General features: G+C 71.9%; 17 protein-coding genes. All 17 read left to right on the top strand.

Annotated elements, in window-relative coordinates; all coding sequences use genetic code 11:
- Positions 1–3: 3 nt before the first annotated feature.
- Complete coding sequence (locus AMK25_RS10655; RefSeq protein WP_198937503.1) at positions 4–384, top strand: ArsR/SmtB family transcription factor; 381 nt, start codon at positions 4–6, stop codon at positions 382–384.
- Complete coding sequence (locus tag AMK25_RS10650) at positions 338–805, top strand: SRPBCC family protein (RefSeq protein WP_073828001.1); 468 nt, start codon at positions 338–340, stop codon at positions 803–805. The genes AMK25_RS10655 and AMK25_RS10650 overlap by 47 nt, the downstream gene beginning before the upstream one ends.
- A gap of 115 nt (positions 806–920) precedes the next feature.
- Entirely contained in the window at positions 921–2,051 is a 1,131-nt protein-coding gene (locus AMK25_RS10645) for an ABC transporter permease (RefSeq protein WP_073828000.1), read from the top strand.
- Positions 2,048–2,773 (top strand): ABC transporter ATP-binding protein, encoded by a 726-nt coding sequence (locus tag AMK25_RS10640; protein WP_073827999.1) that lies wholly within the window; start codon positions 2,048–2,050, stop codon positions 2,771–2,773. Before AMK25_RS10645 ends, AMK25_RS10640 begins: the two co-directional genes overlap by 4 nt.
- 58 nt (positions 2,774–2,831) lie before the next feature.
- Entirely contained in the window at positions 2,832–3,416 is a 585-nt protein-coding gene (locus AMK25_RS10635) for a TetR/AcrR family transcriptional regulator (RefSeq protein ID WP_073827998.1), read from the top strand.
- Between the two features lie 360 nt (positions 3,417–3,776).
- Positions 3,777–5,804, top strand: coding sequence for an oxidoreductase (locus tag AMK25_RS10630; protein ID WP_073827997.1), 2,028 nt, complete (start codon positions 3,777–3,779; stop codon positions 5,802–5,804).
- 63 nt (positions 5,805–5,867) lie between these two features.
- Positions 5,868–6,944 carry a class I SAM-dependent methyltransferase gene (locus AMK25_RS10625; protein WP_073827996.1) on the top strand — a complete coding sequence of 359 codons (1,077 nt, stop codon included), beginning with the start codon at positions 5,868–5,870 and terminating at the stop codon, positions 6,942–6,944.
- Positions 6,944–7,255 (top strand): hypothetical protein, encoded by a 312-nt coding sequence (locus AMK25_RS10620; protein ID WP_073827995.1) that lies wholly within the window; start codon positions 6,944–6,946, stop codon positions 7,253–7,255. The genes AMK25_RS10625 and AMK25_RS10620 overlap by 1 nt, the downstream gene beginning before the upstream one ends.
- Positions 7,255–7,641: a hypothetical protein gene (locus AMK25_RS10615; protein WP_073827994.1), complete on the top strand. Its 387-nt coding sequence runs from the start codon at positions 7,255–7,257 to the stop codon at positions 7,639–7,641. The genes AMK25_RS10620 and AMK25_RS10615 overlap by 1 nt, the downstream gene beginning before the upstream one ends.
- A gap of 130 nt (positions 7,642–7,771) precedes the next feature.
- Positions 7,772–8,881, top strand: coding sequence for an ABC transporter substrate-binding protein (locus tag AMK25_RS10610; protein WP_073827993.1), 1,110 nt, complete (start codon positions 7,772–7,774; stop codon positions 8,879–8,881).
- A gap of 25 nt (positions 8,882–8,906) precedes the next feature.
- Positions 8,907–9,737, top strand: coding sequence for an ABC transporter ATP-binding protein (locus AMK25_RS10605; protein WP_082930903.1), 831 nt, complete (start codon positions 8,907–8,909; stop codon positions 9,735–9,737).
- Positions 9,738–9,749: 12 nt separating this feature from the next.
- Positions 9,750–10,601 carry an ABC transporter permease gene (locus AMK25_RS10600; RefSeq protein ID WP_073827992.1) on the top strand — a complete coding sequence of 284 codons (852 nt, stop codon included), beginning with the start codon at positions 9,750–9,752 and terminating at the stop codon, positions 10,599–10,601.
- Between the two features lie 100 nt (positions 10,602–10,701).
- Positions 10,702–11,448, top strand: a complete 747-nt coding sequence (locus AMK25_RS10595) for an SDR family NAD(P)-dependent oxidoreductase (RefSeq protein WP_073827991.1) — start codon at positions 10,702–10,704, stop codon at positions 11,446–11,448.
- Between the two features lie 35 nt (positions 11,449–11,483).
- A complete protein-coding gene (locus AMK25_RS10590; RefSeq protein WP_073827990.1) occupies positions 11,484–12,848 on the top strand; it encodes a M20/M25/M40 family metallo-hydrolase in 1,365 nt (454 codons plus the stop codon).
- Complete coding sequence (locus tag AMK25_RS10585; protein WP_073827989.1) at positions 12,845–13,672, top strand: alpha/beta fold hydrolase; 828 nt, start codon at positions 12,845–12,847, stop codon at positions 13,670–13,672. The genes AMK25_RS10590 and AMK25_RS10585 overlap by 4 nt, the downstream gene beginning before the upstream one ends.
- Positions 13,669–14,133, top strand: coding sequence for an Ohr family peroxiredoxin (locus tag AMK25_RS10580; RefSeq protein WP_073827988.1), 465 nt, complete (start codon positions 13,669–13,671; stop codon positions 14,131–14,133). Before AMK25_RS10585 ends, AMK25_RS10580 begins: the two co-directional genes overlap by 4 nt.
- Positions 14,120–15,109: an EamA family transporter gene (locus AMK25_RS10575; protein ID WP_073827987.1), complete on the top strand. Its 990-nt coding sequence runs from the start codon at positions 14,120–14,122 to the stop codon at positions 15,107–15,109. Before AMK25_RS10580 ends, AMK25_RS10575 begins: the two co-directional genes overlap by 14 nt.
- Positions 15,110–15,129 lie beyond the last annotated feature (20 nt).

The following is a 15,129-nucleotide window of genomic DNA, read 5'->3' as shown; positions in this document are numbered from 1 at the left end:
CGTGTGGTTCAGCAAGAGACGCTCGACCGGGTCTTCGCCGGCCTGGCCGACCCCACCCGACGCGACATCCTGATCCGGCTCGGCACGGGTCCGGCCACCATCAGCGAGCTCACCGAGCCCACCGGGATGAGCCTCACCGGCATGCGCAAGCACGTACGCGCGCTGGAGGACGCCGGTCTCGTGGTCACGCAGAAGGTCGGCCGGTCCCGGCAGTGCCGGCTCAACCCGGCCCCGCTGGACGCGGCGATGGCCTGGATCAGCTTCTACCAGCGCGTCTGGGCACGCCGCCTGGACGGCCTCGACGCCTATCTCACTCTCACCACGGAGGACCACGGCCATGACGCTCCAGATCCACCTGACCCGACTCCTTCCGGGCACGCCTGAGGAGGCATTCGACGCCTACACCGACGCCGGTAAACAGAAGGTCTGGTTCGGCATCCTGGACGAGGAGCCGGGCATCGTGGAGATCGACGTCGACCTGCGGGTCGGCGGCAAGCAGACAGCGGTCTGGGGCCCCTCCCCCGACATGCTGTTCCGCGAGACGCAGACGTTCCTGGAGATCGACCGCCCGCACCGCCTGGTCACCGAGTCGTCCGGCAGCAGCCCGGACGGCGAGACGATGACCACCCGCGTCGAGGTCACCTTCGAGGAGAAGGACGGCGGCACGCTGATGACCGTGACGCAGAGCGGCTTCCCGGCCCCGGAGCTGCGCGACTTCTTCGCCACCGAGGTGTGGACGGGGGCGTTCGCCCGCATCGAGGCGTACCTGGCGCGGGAGCGCGGGACGCTGCCCTCGCCCGGCTGACCGGGCCGCGCCGTCACGGATTGTGGTCGGGTAGACAGCGCCGATCCCGCTTTTTGCCGACACCGTGTTGATAACATCGCGACATGGTGTCGACAAACATGAGAGGTGGCGGCTGATGTTCCTGGCCATTCGCGAGCTGGGGTTCGCGCGGCTGCGGTTCGCCCTGATGGGAGCCGTGATCGTGCTGATCTCGGTGCTGATGGTGATGCTGTCCGGCCTGTCCGTCGGGCTGGTCCGCGACGGCGTCTCCGGCCTGCAGAACCTGCCGGTCACCTCGTTCGCGTTCGCCCACGGCGTGCAGCACGACTCGGCGTTCTCGCGCAGCGTGGTGGACGCCTCGGCGGTGGACACCTGGCGCGACCAGCCCGGCGTGGCGGAGGCGACCCCGTTCGGCAACACGCTCACCAACGGGCGTACCGACCGGGGCACCGAGGTCGACCTGGCGCTGTTCGGCGTCGAGACCGACTCGTTCCTGTCGCCCGCGGTCAGCGAGGGCGACCGGCTCGGCCCGGCCGACGGGATCGTGGTGAGCCCCACCGCGATCGACGCGGGCCTGCGCGTCGGCGACACCGTGACTGTGGACCGGCTGGGCACGAAACTGCGCGTCGTCGGCGTCACCGAGCAGCAGGACACCTTCGGCCACGTCGACGTGGCGTACGTGCCGCTGGCGACGTGGCAGGCGGTCAAGTCCGGCACCCCGGCCGGCACGCAGGTGCCGGCGCAGGCCGCCCAGGAGATCACCGCCGTCGCGGTCCGCGCGGCCGACGGCGACTCGGTGGACCTGGCCGCGGGCGACAAGGCCGCCGGCACGGAGAGCCTGACGCTGGAGGAGTCCTACGGCGCCTCGCCGGGCTACACCGCCGAGACGACGACGCTCCAGCTGATCCAGGGCTTCCTCTACGCGATCTCGGCGCTCGTGGCAGGCGCGTTCTTCGCGGTCTGGGCGATCCAGCGCAAGCAGGAGGTCGCCGTGCTGCGGGCGCTGGGCGCCTCGACCGGCTGGGTGCTGCGCGACGCCCTCACCCAGGCGCTGATCCTGCTGGCCCTCGCCATCGCCGTCGGCATGGGGATCGGCCTCGGCCTCGGCGCGCTGATCTCCGGCGGCAACGTGCCGTTCGCGCTGCACCCGCAGAGCATCGCCGCCGCCGCGGCCGGACTGCTCGTGCTCGGCCTGGTCGGCGCGGCAGCCGCCGTCGTCCGCCTCACCTCCATCGACCCGGCGACCGCCCTGGGAGGCAACCGATGAGCAGCCGGCCCACAGCGTCCCCCACGACATCGGACACCGCCCCGGCCGAACTCGGCCTGGTCATGCGCGGCGTCCACCTGCGGCACGGCGACGGCGCGGAGACCGTGCACGCGCTCGACGACGTGGACCTGACCGTCGCGCCGGGCGAACTGGCCGCGATCGTCGGGCCGTCCGGCGCGGGCAAGTCCAGCCTGCTCGCCGTCGCCGGCGGGCTGGCCCGCCCCGACCAGGGCGCCGTCACAGTGGCCGGCCACGACATGACCGTGTCCAGCCGCCGGGCGCGCACCGAGCTTCGCCGCCGGCACGTGGGGTTCGTGTTCCAGTCGGGCAACCTGCTGCCCGCGTTGACCGCCGCCGACCAGCTGCGCCTGCCGCTGCGGCTGGGCGGGCGGCGGGACCGCGCCGGACGCGACCCGTTGGAGATGCTCGCGCACGTCGGCCTGGCCGGTAAGGCCGACCGCCGGCCGCACCAGCTCTCCGGCGGCGAGCGCCAGCGCGTCGGCATCGCCCGGGCGCTGATGACGCAGCCGTCCGTGCTGCTGGTGGACGAACCCACAGCGGCGCTGGACCGGGCCCGCAGCCACGACATCGTCCAGCTCCTCGCACAGGAGGCACGGGAGCGGTCGGTGGCGGTGGTCATGGTTACTCACGATCACGACGTGCTGAAGTACTGTGACACCGTCTACGAGATGATCGACGGCAAGCTCGCCACGAGCAGCTGACCGCGACGGCAGGGCGCGACGCGGACCCGGTGCGCACACCGGAGACTTGGAGGTTGGCGTGCCGAAGATCCAGGCCTCAACCGTCGCCGAGCACCGGGCCGCCCAGCGGGCGGCGCTGCTCGACGCCGCCCGCGCCCTGCTCTCGCAGAACCCGGACCAGATCCCCAGCCTCGCCGACGTGGCGCGGCACGCCGGCCTGGCCCGGTCCAGCGCGTACTCCTACTTCAAGTCGCGCACCGACATGTTCGACGTGCTCGTCGCCGACACCTTTCCCCGGTGGTCGGCCTTCGTCGAGAACCAGATGGCCGAGGCCCGCACGCCGGGGTCGAGAATCCTGGCGTACGTCGAGGCAAACCTGCAACTGGTTGCCCGGGGCGACCACGCGCTGGCCCGGGCGATGGCGACAGCCGGCAACAGCGAGGTGCTCGCGACCTCCAGCCGCCTCCTGCACGACAGCCTCGAGGCGCCGCTGCGCGCCGCTCTCACCGACCACGGGGCGAGCGACCCGAACCGGATGGCGGAGGTCATCCAGTCGATCGTCTACGCCCTCAGCCGCATGATCGAGAACGGCCTCGACCTTCCGGCGGCCACCGGCCTCGCCCGCGAACTGCTCACCCCGTACGTGCGCCCGGCCGCTGCCTGACCTCCGCACCGCCGGCACGTCCCACCCGGCCGCCTCGCGGCGAGCGTCCCTCCGAACCGGACAGTGCCGCCCCAGCCGACCGAATGATCGGCGCGGACCGCCGGCCGGTCGCCGGTCGGCGGCACTGTCATCTCCTGCGGCCACCCGAACGATCGAGCCACGAATCGACGAACCTTGCCCGCTTGCGTTCCGCCTAGTGGAACAGCAGGTCAGGGGCAGTGCGGCGGACTAAGTTACCGATCGGTAGCCCGTTGACGGAGACCGGCGTCACCCCTACCGTTCCACTCAATCGAACGGCGTACGGTTCAACCGAACGCTCTCGGCCTCGCCGAGTGCGGCCCGAAACAGGAAGTCCGAGGCATGCCTGACGACAAGCTTCTCGCTCTTCTCTCCCCCACCCGGCTCGGTCGTCTCACACTGCGGAACCGGGTCTTCGTCCCCGGCCACACCACCAACTTCGGACTGAACAACGTGCCCACCGGGCGCCACGTCGCCTACCACGCGGAACGGGCCCGTGGCGGCGTCGGCCTGATCATCACCGAGGCGATCCGCGTGCACCCCACGAGCGCGGGCCGCAGCATCAGCCTCGGCAGCTTCGACGACTCGTCGATCCCGGCCTACGCGGCGGTGACCGAAGCCGTGCACGAGCACGGCGCGCGCATGTTCGCCCAGATCATGCACGCCGGCCGGCAGGCGAACGGGGACGCGACCCGTACCGCCGCCTGGTCCTCCTCGCCGGTGCCGTGGGCGGCCGGCTCGCACGTGCCGCACGCGATGGGACGCCGGGACATCGCCGTCGTCGTCCAGGCGTTCGCCGCCGCCGCACGGCGGATGCGCGAGGCCGGCTTCGACGGCCTGGAGGTGCACGCCGGCCACGGCCACCTGCTGCAGCAGTTCCTCTCGCCGCACACCAACACCCGCGACGACTCCTACGGCGGCAGCCTCGACAACCGGATGCGGCTGACCCGCGAGGTGCTCACCGCGGTGCTGGCCGCCGCGCCGGACCTGCCCGTCGGACTGCGGGTCAGCGCCGACGAGTTCCTGCCCGGCGGTCTCGACCCGGCCGCGGTGCTGGAGATCGTCGGCAAGCTGCGCGCCGACTTCCCGCTCGCCTACGTGCACGTCAGCCACTCCGCCTACCACGGCAGCTGGTCGCTCGCGACGCAGATGGCGGACATGAGCTTCGGCCACGCCCCGTTCCGGCACCACGCGGCGCTGTTCAAGCAGGAGTTCCCGGACCTGCCGGTGCTCGCGGTGTGCCGGCTGGACAGCCTGCCGGAGGCCGCCGAGCTCGTCGCCGCCGGCGAGGCCGACCTGGTCGGCCTGACCCGCCCGCACATCGCCGACCCGCACCTGGTCCGCAAGGCCGAGCAGGGCCGCCAGCACGAGGTACGCGCCTGCCTCGCCTGCAACCAGGGCTGCATCGGCCGGCTGGAGACCAGCCTGCCGATCTCCTGCGTGGTCAACCCGGAGGTCGGCGCCGAGCGGGAGTGGGCGCAGGCCTGGCCGGAGCTGCCCGGCCCGTCCGGCGGGCGGAAGGTCCTCGTCGTCGGTGGCGGCCCGGCCGGCCTGGAGGCCGCCCTCTCCGCCCACCGGGCCGGGCACCAGGTGTCGGTGGTCGAGGCGCACGGGCACCTCGGCGGGCAGGTGGAACTGGCCGCGCGCGTACCCGGACGGGAACGGCTCGGCCTGCTCACCCGCGACCTGGCCCGCGACGTCGAGGCCGCCGGCATCCCGGTACGCCTCGGCCACCGGATCGGCGTCGAGGACGTGCTGGCCGGCGGCTACCAGGACGTCGTCCTGGCCACCGGCTCCCGGCCCACCCGGCGGGAGCTGCCCGGCGGCCCGCCGGTGATCGACATCTGGCAGGCCGTCGACGCGCTGACCGATCCCGACTTCCGGCCGACCGGCGCCGTCGTCGTGCTCGACGACGAGGGCACCTGGGCCGCCGCCTCGGTGGCCGAAGGGCTGGCCCGCCGCGGCGCCCGCGTCCACCTCGTCTCCCCCACCGCCTCGGTGAGCGCCAAGATCACCACGTACTCGCGGCTGGCGCTGCTCAAGCGTTTCGCGGACCTGGGGATCGCTGTGCACCCGATGCGCACGGCGCACCCGGCGGGGGCCGACGCGGTCGCCTTGGGCGGCCCGCTCGCCGGCACCGACACCCTCGTCGAGGACGTCACCACGGTCGTCGACGCCGGCTCGGCGCAGGCCGCCGACGAGTTGTACCGGCAGCTCGACGCGCTGCCCGACGGCCCCCGGATCCACGTCGTCGGCGACGCGAACGCCCCCCGCACGGCCTTCGAAGCCGTCTACGAGGGACGCATGGCGGGTGCGTTCCTCGGCAGCTACGACACCGCGTCCGCGGATCGCGTGCGGTACGCCCACTGACCCGTCCATCCCGGTCGCGGCCCGCCGTGGACCGGTCCTCCCCCACCTGAAGAGGAGACAAGCATGCTGGACATCGAGGAGCGCCTCACCCTGGATGAGCGTTCCGCCGTGGACTTCGTCCTCGGCCTGCGCAAGCGCTGGGCGGACACCGTCTACCCGGCGCTGCGCGAGGAGTACGGCGCCACCGGCGCGGCGGCCACCACGGTCGGCGACGCGAGCCAGGTGCTGCGCGGCCTTCCGCTCTACCCCTGGTTCAGCCACCTGGAGCGGGTGCAGCAGAAGATGCTGTGGAAGGTCGCCGGCGACGCGGTGCTCAGCCGCCGCGAGGAGCTGACCGACCAGCTGACGTCGGTGCCCGAGCAGCCGAAGGGCTCGCTGGAGCTGAACCCCGACCTGGAACTGCCCGACTGGTACACCGACTACGACATCCACATCCAGCCCGGCAGCTTCTTCTCCGACGACATGTCGGCCTACGTGTACGAGTTCGGGGCGCGCATCGTCATGCTGCGCGACAACGACGGCTACAAGTTCCACACGCTGTTCGCCAAGACCGCCCTGCCCGAGCTGCCCGCGGCGACCCGGATCGTCGACATCGGATGCGGCTTCGGCAAGAGCACCCGGCCGCTGCCCGCCAAGTACCCGACCGCGCAGGTGATCGGCGTGGACCTGGCCGCACCGGGTCTGCGGCTGGCCCACGCCGAGGCCGAGGCGACCGGCCTGGCGATCGACTACCGGCAGGCCGACGGCCGGGCCACCGGCATCGAGTCGGGCAGCTGCGACGTGGTCACCGGCACGATGGTGCTGCACGAGATGCCGGCCGCCGCGATCCGGGAAACGATCGTGGAGGCGGCCCGCCTGCTCAAGCCGGGCGGCTCGCTGCGCTTCCTGGAGTTCATGCTCACCGGCGACCCGCTGCGCGACGCCACCGTCTACGAGCACGCCGAGCGCAACAACGAGCCGTTCTTCCACGACCTGTTCGGCTCCGACCTGATCGAGGTCTGCGCCGAGGCGGGCCTGACCGACGTGTCGTGGACCCCGTTCGACGAGCGCCGCAACGGCGTCCAGCCGCAGGGCTGGGGCGACCGTCCCGAGTGGCACTTCCCCTGGGCCGTACTGGCCGCGACCAAGCCGGAGGCGTGATGAGCACCGAGTTCGACTACTTCGGAGACCCCAAGGTCGGCAAGCTGCTCGACCTGGTGCTGCAGCTCTCCACCGAGCTGCACGTGACCCGGCAGCGGGTACGTGTGGTCGAGACACTGCTGACCCGTTCCGGCGTGCTGACCGAGGGCGCCGTCGACGGGTTCGTCTCCACCGAGGAGGAGCAGCGGGTCCTCGACCGGGAGCGGGACGCGCTGCTGGCCCGCCTGATGCGCATCCTCACCGAGCACGGCCCCGCGGAGCACCCGCTGCGGGACCAGTGGGAGGCGGCGCTGAGCGAGAAGACCGGCTGATGAGCGCACCGGACGCGCCCGGACTGATCGACAGCTACCTGCAGCTGTGTGAGGACCGCCGGCTCGACGAGGCCGGCGCGTTCCTCGCGCCGCAGGCCCGGCTGGTCTTCCCGGGCGGCCGGGAGTACTCCTCGCTGCGGGAGATGGCGGCCGCGTCGACCGGGACCTACCGGTGGGTGCGCAAGCACCGGGACCGCTACCTGGTGGGTGACGACAACGGGCGGGTCACTGTGACCTCGCTCGGGCGGCTGTACGGGGAGTGGCTCGACGGCACGCCGTTCGACGACATCCGCTACGCGGACGTGTTCGTGCTCGACGGCGCACAGATCGTCGAGCAGCACGTCTACAACGACCTGGCACTGGTCGCGTCGCTGCGCGACGCCTGACGGCAACGGTCGCGTCGCCGCGCGACGCGTGATGCGCAACGGACACGTCGCTTCGCGACGCCTGATACCCCACCTCCGCCGCCACGGCGGCGGAGGTGGTCTCCCCCGACTCACGACGAGGTGTGTACATATGAAACGAAAGTGGGCACTGCTCCCGGCGGCCCTGGCCGCCACGCTGGTTCTCTCCGCCTGCGGCGGCGGCTCCGACGACGAGGCCGGCGGCGAGGGCAAGGAGGCGAAGCTGACCATGGCCATCGCCTCCGCCGTGATCGGCCCGAAGGAGGAGGTGGCCGTCTACGCGGTCGCCAAGGAACTCGGCTACTTCGCCGAGGAGAAGCTGACCGTCGAGACGATCAACGCCGACGGCTCGGTCGCCGCCCTCCAGGCGGTCGCGTCCGGCAGCGGCGACATCACCCCCGCCGACGCCGGCTCGGCGCTCGGCGCGGTGGAGAAGAACGTGCCGATCAAGGCCATCGGCGGCCTGGTGCAGAACTGGCCGTGGGTGATGGCGGTGAAGCCGGATTCCCCGATCACCGGCGGCGCGGACCTGCGCGGCAAGAAGATCGGCGTGATCAGCCTGGCCTCCGGTTCGGCCCCGTACGCCCGCGCCTACGTCAAGGCGGCCGGGCTGGACCCGGCCAAGGACGTCGAGCTGCTGCCGGTCGGCGTCGGCGCCCAGGCCGCCTCCGCGCTCAACGACGGCAAGGTCGACATGCTGGCGCTCTACACCCAGGCGTACGCGGTCATCGAGAACGCCGGCACCCAGCTGAAGTACCTGACCAACCCGGACGTGTTCTCCGGCATCCGGTCGCTCACCTTCAGCGTCGGCGCCCGTGACTTCGACGCCAAGAAGGACTCGTACGAGCGGTTCCTGCGCGCGGCGTACAAGGCGATGCTCTTCTCGGCCAAGAACCCCGAGGCCGCCATGAAGATCGGCTACAAGGTCTTCCCGCAGATCCTCGCCGGCAAGTCCGCCGACGAGCGGCTCAAGGCGGACACCGAGAGCCTCGCCGCGTGGCTGAAGACGGCCACGCCGGCCAGCGGCGAGCCGGAGCAGTTCGGTGACTGGGGCGCGATCAGCGACGACGAGTGGGCGAAGACCCAGGCGTACACCAAGGAGGCCGGCCAGATCTCCGGTGACGTCGACCTGAAGAAGCTCTGGGACCCGAGCCTGCTCTCCGGCGCGAACAACTTCGACAAGGCCGCGGTGCTGAGCAAGGCCGCGAACTACACCGCCTAGGCAGCGGACAGCGGAAGGGATTTCGATGGCCATCAAGGCGACGGCCCGCCGGGCGCAGACGCAGGCTCCGGCATCGGTGTCGGAAGACTCCTGGATCGAGATCGACGGGCTGGACAAGGAGTACCGGCCCCGAAAGTCGGCACCGACCCTGGCGCTGAGCGACATCAACCTGACGGTACGTCGCGGCGAGTTCATCTCGGTCGTGGGACCGTCCGGGTGCGGCAAGACCACTTTGCTGAAGATCCTCGCCGGGCTCAGCCCGAAGACCGGCGGCGCGGTAAGGATCGCCGGGCGGGACGTGACGAAGCCCCTTCCCGAGGTCGGGATGGTGTTCCAGGCACCGACGCTGCTGCCCTGGCGCACCATCTTCGACAACGTGATGGTGCCGGCGGAGATCCAGCGACTGGATCCCCGCCGGCACCGGGAACGCGCGCAGCAACTGCTCGAGATGGTCGGTCTCAACGGCTTCGAGCAGAAGTACCCGCACGAGCTCAGCGGCGGCATGCAGCAGCGGGCCGGCATCTGCCGCGCGCTCGTGCACGACCCGGCGGTGCTGCTGATGGACGAGCCGTTCGGCGCGCTCGACGCGATGACCCGCGAGTACATGAACGTGGAGCTGCTGCGCATCTGGCAGGAGAGCAACCAGACGATCGTGCTGGTCACGCACTCCATCCCGGAGGCGGTCTTCCTCTCCGACCGGGTGGTCGTGCTCAGCCCCCGTCCGGGCCGCATCGCGGAGGTCATGGACATCGACCTGGAGCGGCCGCGTGACCTCGGCATCATGTCGTCCGACCGGGCCGGGGTCTACGTGGAACGGATCCGCCGACACTTCAACGCCGCCGGCGTAATCGACTGACGAGGGACAGCCATGGCAACAAGCAACCTGGTCCGCAAGCCGGCCCAGCCACCGGCACCGTCCGCCCGGCCCGCCCGGCGCAAGTTCGACCTGCGGGAGAAGCCCCAGCTCTGGCTGGTCCCGACGGTCTTCGTCGTGGTCGTGCTGGCCTGGGAGTACGGCGTCCAGCTCCTCGGCGTGGACGAGTACGTCCTGCCGCTGCCGTCGAGCGTGGTCGAGTCGCTGTGGCAGCAGCTCGGCGACGACCAGTTCTGGGGTCACTTCTGGGTGACCACGCAGGAGGCGCTGCTCGGGTTCGTGATCGGCGTCGGCGCCGCCCTGGTGCTCGGCACGTTCATCTCCCAGATCAAGATCGTCGAAGCCACCCTGATGCCGTACATCGTGGCCTTCCAGACCGTGCCGAAGGTCGCCCTGGCCCCGCTGTTCGTGGTCTGGTTCGGTTTCGGCCTGACCAGCAAGGTGGTCATGGCCGCGGTGATCTCGTTCTTCCCGATGCTGGTGAACGTCATCGAGGGTCTGCGCGCGGCCGACGCCGACAAGATCCAGATGCTGACGGTGTTCGGCGCGAGCAAGGCGCAGATCTTCCGGATGGTGCGGCTGCCCAGCGCGCTGCCGTTCATCTTCGCCGGCCTGGACATCGGCATCGTCTTCGCCATCCTCGGCGCGGTGGTCGGCGAGTTCATCGGCGCCAAGGAGGGTCTGGGCTACCTGCTGCTGCAGACCAACTACAACTTCGACATCGCCGGCATGTTCGCCGTGCTCGTGGTGCTGTCGGTGATGGGTCTGGTGGCGCACTTCGTGATCCGGCTGCTGCAGAAGCGGCTGGCCTTCTGGGCCGAGGACACGAAGGTGATCGGCGCGTGACGGAAGTTGACGGGACCGCCGTCACGTGTTGGGGGCACCGGTCGGGCGTGCGAAACGCCCGCCCGGCCGGTGGCCGGACCGGAAAGGCAGGACACGAGACATGAACACCGACCCGAACCGGTTCGACGGCCGGGTGGCAGTGGTGACCGGGGCGGCCCGCGGCATCGGCGCCCGCGTCGCCGCGACGCTCGCCCAGCGCGGAGCCACAGTGGCCCAGGCCGACCTGCTCGACGACTGGGCCGAGGCCGAACTGTCCGGCGGCGCGCACACCCGGCACCGGGTGGACATCCGGTCGGCCGGCTCCTGCGCCGCTCTGGTCGACGAGGTCCTGGACCGGCACGGCCGCCTGGACCTGCTGGTCAACAACGCCGGGATCGTCCGGCGCGGGCCCGCGGCCACCATGTCCGAGCAGGACTTCACCGACGTCCTGGACGTCAACCTCACCGGCACGTTCCGGATGTGCCAGGCCGCGTACCCGGCGCTGCGGCAGACAGGCGGCGCGGTGGTGAACCTCGGCTCCACGAACGGGCACATCGCGGTGCTGAACACGCTCGGCTACTGCGTGAGCAAGGCCGGCGTGATGCACATGGCGCGCGTGCTGGCCCTGGAGTGGGCGCCCGACCGGATCCGGGTCAACGCCGTCGGACCGACCATCGTGCCCACCGACATGACCTCCGACGTCCGCGGCGACGAGGCGTACCTCGCGGACAAGATGGCGAGCATCCCGCTGGGCCGGATGGCGCAGCCGCAGGACGTCGCCAACGCGGTCGCCTATCTGCTGAGCGACGCCGCCGCCATGACCACCGGGCAGACGATCTTCGTCGACGGCGGCGTCACCATCCACTGACTTTCCCCCATCCGACCCCTTCTGTGAGGACCACCATGCCCAAACCGGATACCGCGGCCGCTCTTGCGGCCGTCGACGCGCACTTCGACGAGTTCGTCGAGGAGCTCCAGCAGCTGTGCCGCATCCGCAGCCGCCGCCAGGAGCCGGAGCAGATGGAGGCCACCGCCGAGTTCATCGCCGGGTCGGTCCGCCGCTGGGGCGGCGAGGCCGAGATCATCCCGTGGGAGCAGTCGTACCCGTACGTGCTGGCCGAGGTGGCCGGCGAGGGCGACAAGGCGCTGCTGCACTTCACGCACTACGACGTGGAGGTCGAGCCGGCCGGTGACGACGCCGAATGGATCAGCCCGCCGTACGCGGCGGAGATCCACGACGGCCGGCTCTACGCCCGGGGCGTGGCCGACGACAAGGGGGTCATCATGTCCCGCATCCACGCGGCGGCGGCCTGGAAGCTGGCGGGGCTCACCCCGCCGGTGACCAACCGGATCATCTTCGAGGGCAAGAAGTGGCTGCACAGCCCGGGCCTGGGCTCCTTCGTGCAGGCGCACGCCGACCGCCTCGCCAGCGACGCGGCGCTGTGGGAGAACTCCTGGCTCGACGGCGAGGACCGGCTGCTGCTCAAGCTCGCCGAGAAGGGCGTGCTCTACCTGCGGCTCACCGCGCAGACCCTGCCGCGCGACCTGACCAGCCAGAACACCGCGCTGCTGCCGGCCGCCACGGCGCGCCTGGCCGCCGCCCTGGCGCAGCTGCAGCGGCCCGACGGCACCGTGACGATCCCCGGCTTCGCCGACGACGCCCGGCCGCCGACGGACGAGGAGCGGGCGCTGCTGGAGAAGGTGGAGTTCGCCGGGGACTTCCTGCGCGAGCGGGCCCAGGTCGAGCGGTTCACCGGCGACCTCGACGACCAGGCCGCGGCCGTGGCCATCCGGACCGTGCCGACGCTGACGGTGGCCGGTATCGCCGGTGGCGACATGCGTGACGACGTGACGCTGGGCATCCCGTCGACCGCCTCGGCGAAGCTGGAGATCCGGCTGGTGCCGGGCCAGGACCCGGAGCGCGTCCTCGGCTGCGTGCGCGACCACCTGGCGGCGACCGGCTTCGGTGACCTGCGCATCGAGGTGATGGCGACCAGCCGGCCCAACCTCACCGACCACCGGGACCCGTTCGTCGCGCTCGTCGCGGACGCGGCCCGCCGGGTGTACGGGACCGAGCCGGTCATCGAGCCGTACACGCAGTGGATCGGCAACCAGGGCGTGATCGCCGACCGGCCCATCGTCGGCGTCGGCGTCTCCCGCGCCGACTCCGGCGTGGACGGCCCGAACGAGAACATCCGGCTGGACGACTACAAGGCCGGCATCAAGCACGTCATCGAGGTCATGGCGGCGCTGGCGGTGGCCGAGTGACCCGGGCCCGCGGCGTGGCCCGCCGCGCCTACGTCGACGTGCCGTGGGGTCAGGTGCACTACCGGCACGGCGGCGACGCCGACGCCCCGGTGCTGCTGATCCTGCACCAGTCGCCGCTCTCCTCGGCCACCTACGACGCGGTGATCGAGCCGCTGGCCCGCCGCGGCCTGCGGGTGATCGCCCCGGACACACCGGGCTTCGGCATGTCCGACGCGCCGCCGCGCCCATGGTCCATCCCGGAGTACGCGGCCGGGGTGTGGCAGTTCGCCGACGCCCTCGGGCTGTCCCGGGTGCACCTGCTCGGGCAGCACACCGGCGCGATCGTCGGCGCGGAGGCGCTGATGTCGGCGCCGGAGCGGGTGCACCGGCTGATCCTGCAGGGCATCCCGCTCTACGACGAGCAGGAGCGGGCGGAGAAGAAGCGGTCGTACGCGCCCGGCTACGTGCCGGACCGCGACGGCGGGCACCTGAAGGTGATCTGGGACCGGGTGTACGGCCTGTACCCGGCGCTGACCCCGGAGGAGGCGAACCGCCAGGTCACCGAGTACCTGCTGACCGGTCCGGACTACGCCACCGCGTACCGGGCGGTGTTCGACCACCACGTCGACACGGCCGCCCTGGACGCGCTGCCCATCGTGCTGCTGCACGGCGGCGACGACCTGCTGGACCGGATGACGCCGCAGGTGCGGGCCGCGCTGCCCGGTGCCGAACTCGTCACCATTCCCGGCGGCACCGACTTCGTGGCCGACGAGCAGCCGGAGGCGTTCGCCGACGCGGTCGCCGCGCAGGTGCACGCCGACCTGGGACGGGAGGTGCCGGCATGAGCGTCGGCACCCCGGCGTCCGAGGCGAAGGTCGTACCGGCGAACACCGTCTACACCGCGACTGTGGAGGTGTCCGGCGGCCGGGGCGGCAGCGCCCGGTCGCTGACCGGGTCGCTGCGGGTCGACCTGACCCGTCCCGCCCAGCGGGGCCCGGACGCGCCCGGCACCGATCCGGAGGAGCTGTTCGCCGCCGGCTACGCGGCCTGCTTCGACAGCGCGCTCGCCGTCGCCGCCCGCCAGGCCGGCGTGCGGCCCGGTCCGACGACTGTCACCGCCTCGGTCTCCCTGGGGCAGACCGACGACGGCCGGTACGCGATCGCCGTGGTGCTGGACGTGTCCGCGCCGCAGTGCCCGCAGGCCGACCTGGAGCGCGCGGTGGAGCTGGCCGACCGGATGTGTCCGTACTCGAACGCCCTTCGGGGTAACACCGCGGTGGCGATCCGGGCAAATGGACACCGCTGATCTGACCCGGCCCGCGGCGGCCCGCCACCCGGCGGATCCGCCGCGGCCCGCCGGCCCGATGGCCCTGGCCGTCGGGCTCGGCGCGGTCTACCTGATCTGGGGCTCGACCTACCTGGGCAACCGGATGGCCCTGGACAGCATTCCGCCGCTGGTGGCCACCTCGGCCCGGTTCCTGGCCGCGGCGCTGCTGCTGTTCGCGGTGGCGGCGCTGTGGCGGGGACCGGCGGGGCTGCTGCTGCCCCGGCGGCAGTGGACCGGGGTGGGTGCCAGCGGGCTGCTGATGGTCGGCGCCGGCAGCGCGCTGCTGGCGCTGGGCCAGCAGTACGTGCCGACGGGTCTGACCTCGCTGCTGGTGGCCGGGATGCCGCTGTGGGTGCTGGTGCTGCGGCTGGTGGTCGGTCCGCGGCCGTCCCCGCTGGCGGCCGTGGGCGTACTCGGCGGTGTGGTCGGACTGGCGCTGCTGTTCGCGGTACCGACGCAGGGGTGGCACCTCGGCGGGATGCTGCTGGTGGTGCTCTCCACGATGGTGTGGGCGCTGGGCTCGACGCTGTCGCAGCGGCTGCGCATGCCGGCCGACCACCTGGTCGGCACCGGCTGGCAGATGCTCGTGGGCGGCCTCGCGGTGGCGGTGGCCAGCGTGGCCAGCGGTGAGCTGGGAGGGTTCCGCCTGTCCGAGGTGACGGGCCGGTCCTGGCTGGCGTGGACCTACCTGATGCTCGTGTCCACGGTGGTCGGCTTCAGCGTCTACACGTGGCTGCTGCGCAACGCGCCGATCCAGCTCGCGTCCACCTACGCGTACGTCAACCCGGTGGTGGCGGTTCTGCTCGGCATGATGGTGCTGGATGAATCGTTGTCCGGACGCCAGGTGCTCGCCGGCGCCGTGGTGCTCGCCTCGGTGGCGCTGGTCATCGCGCGGGAGCGACCCCGGCAGGCGGACGGCCTGCCACCCGGGAAGACGCCCGTCGCGCCCGCCTGACGCCCGGCCGTCCCGCCCAA

The sequence above is a fragment of the Micromonospora sp. TSRI0369 genome, assembly GCF_001905625.1.
Lineage (GTDB): Bacteria > Actinomycetota > Actinomycetes > Mycobacteriales > Micromonosporaceae > Micromonospora > Micromonospora echinospora_A.
This window is presented reverse-complemented; position numbering and strand designations above follow the sequence as displayed.

What these genes read in the sequence shown, in the direction of transcription:
- AMK25_RS10650 (WP_073828001.1), top strand. Translation starts at nt 338, where the DNA reads ATGACGCTCCAGATCCACCTGACCCGACTCCTTCCGGGCACGCCTGAG.
- AMK25_RS10645 (WP_073828000.1), top strand. Translation starts at nt 921, where the DNA reads ATGTTCCTGGCCATTCGCGAGCTGGGGTTCGCGCGGCTGCGGTTCGCC.
- AMK25_RS10640 (WP_073827999.1), top strand. Translation starts at nt 2,048, where the DNA reads ATGAGCAGCCGGCCCACAGCGTCCCCCACGACATCGGACACCGCCCCG.
- AMK25_RS10630 (WP_073827997.1), top strand. Translation starts at nt 3,777, where the DNA reads ATGCCTGACGACAAGCTTCTCGCTCTTCTCTCCCCCACCCGGCTCGGT.
- AMK25_RS10625 (WP_073827996.1), top strand. Translation starts at nt 5,868, where the DNA reads ATGCTGGACATCGAGGAGCGCCTCACCCTGGATGAGCGTTCCGCCGTG.
- AMK25_RS10620 (WP_073827995.1), top strand. Translation starts at nt 6,944, where the DNA reads ATGAGCACCGAGTTCGACTACTTCGGAGACCCCAAGGTCGGCAAGCTG.
- AMK25_RS10615 (WP_073827994.1), top strand. Translation starts at nt 7,255, where the DNA reads ATGAGCGCACCGGACGCGCCCGGACTGATCGACAGCTACCTGCAGCTG.
- AMK25_RS10610 (WP_073827993.1), top strand. Translation starts at nt 7,772, where the DNA reads ATGAAACGAAAGTGGGCACTGCTCCCGGCGGCCCTGGCCGCCACGCTG.
- AMK25_RS10605 (WP_082930903.1), top strand. Translation starts at nt 8,907, where the DNA reads ATGGCCATCAAGGCGACGGCCCGCCGGGCGCAGACGCAGGCTCCGGCA.
- AMK25_RS10600 (WP_073827992.1), top strand. Translation starts at nt 9,750, where the DNA reads ATGGCAACAAGCAACCTGGTCCGCAAGCCGGCCCAGCCACCGGCACCG.
- AMK25_RS10595 (WP_073827991.1), top strand. Translation starts at nt 10,702, where the DNA reads ATGAACACCGACCCGAACCGGTTCGACGGCCGGGTGGCAGTGGTGACC.
- AMK25_RS10590 (WP_073827990.1), top strand. Translation starts at nt 11,484, where the DNA reads ATGCCCAAACCGGATACCGCGGCCGCTCTTGCGGCCGTCGACGCGCAC.
- AMK25_RS10580 (WP_073827988.1), top strand. Translation starts at nt 13,669, where the DNA reads ATGAGCGTCGGCACCCCGGCGTCCGAGGCGAAGGTCGTACCGGCGAAC.
- AMK25_RS10575 (WP_073827987.1), top strand. Translation starts at nt 14,120, where the DNA reads ATGGACACCGCTGATCTGACCCGGCCCGCGGCGGCCCGCCACCCGGCG.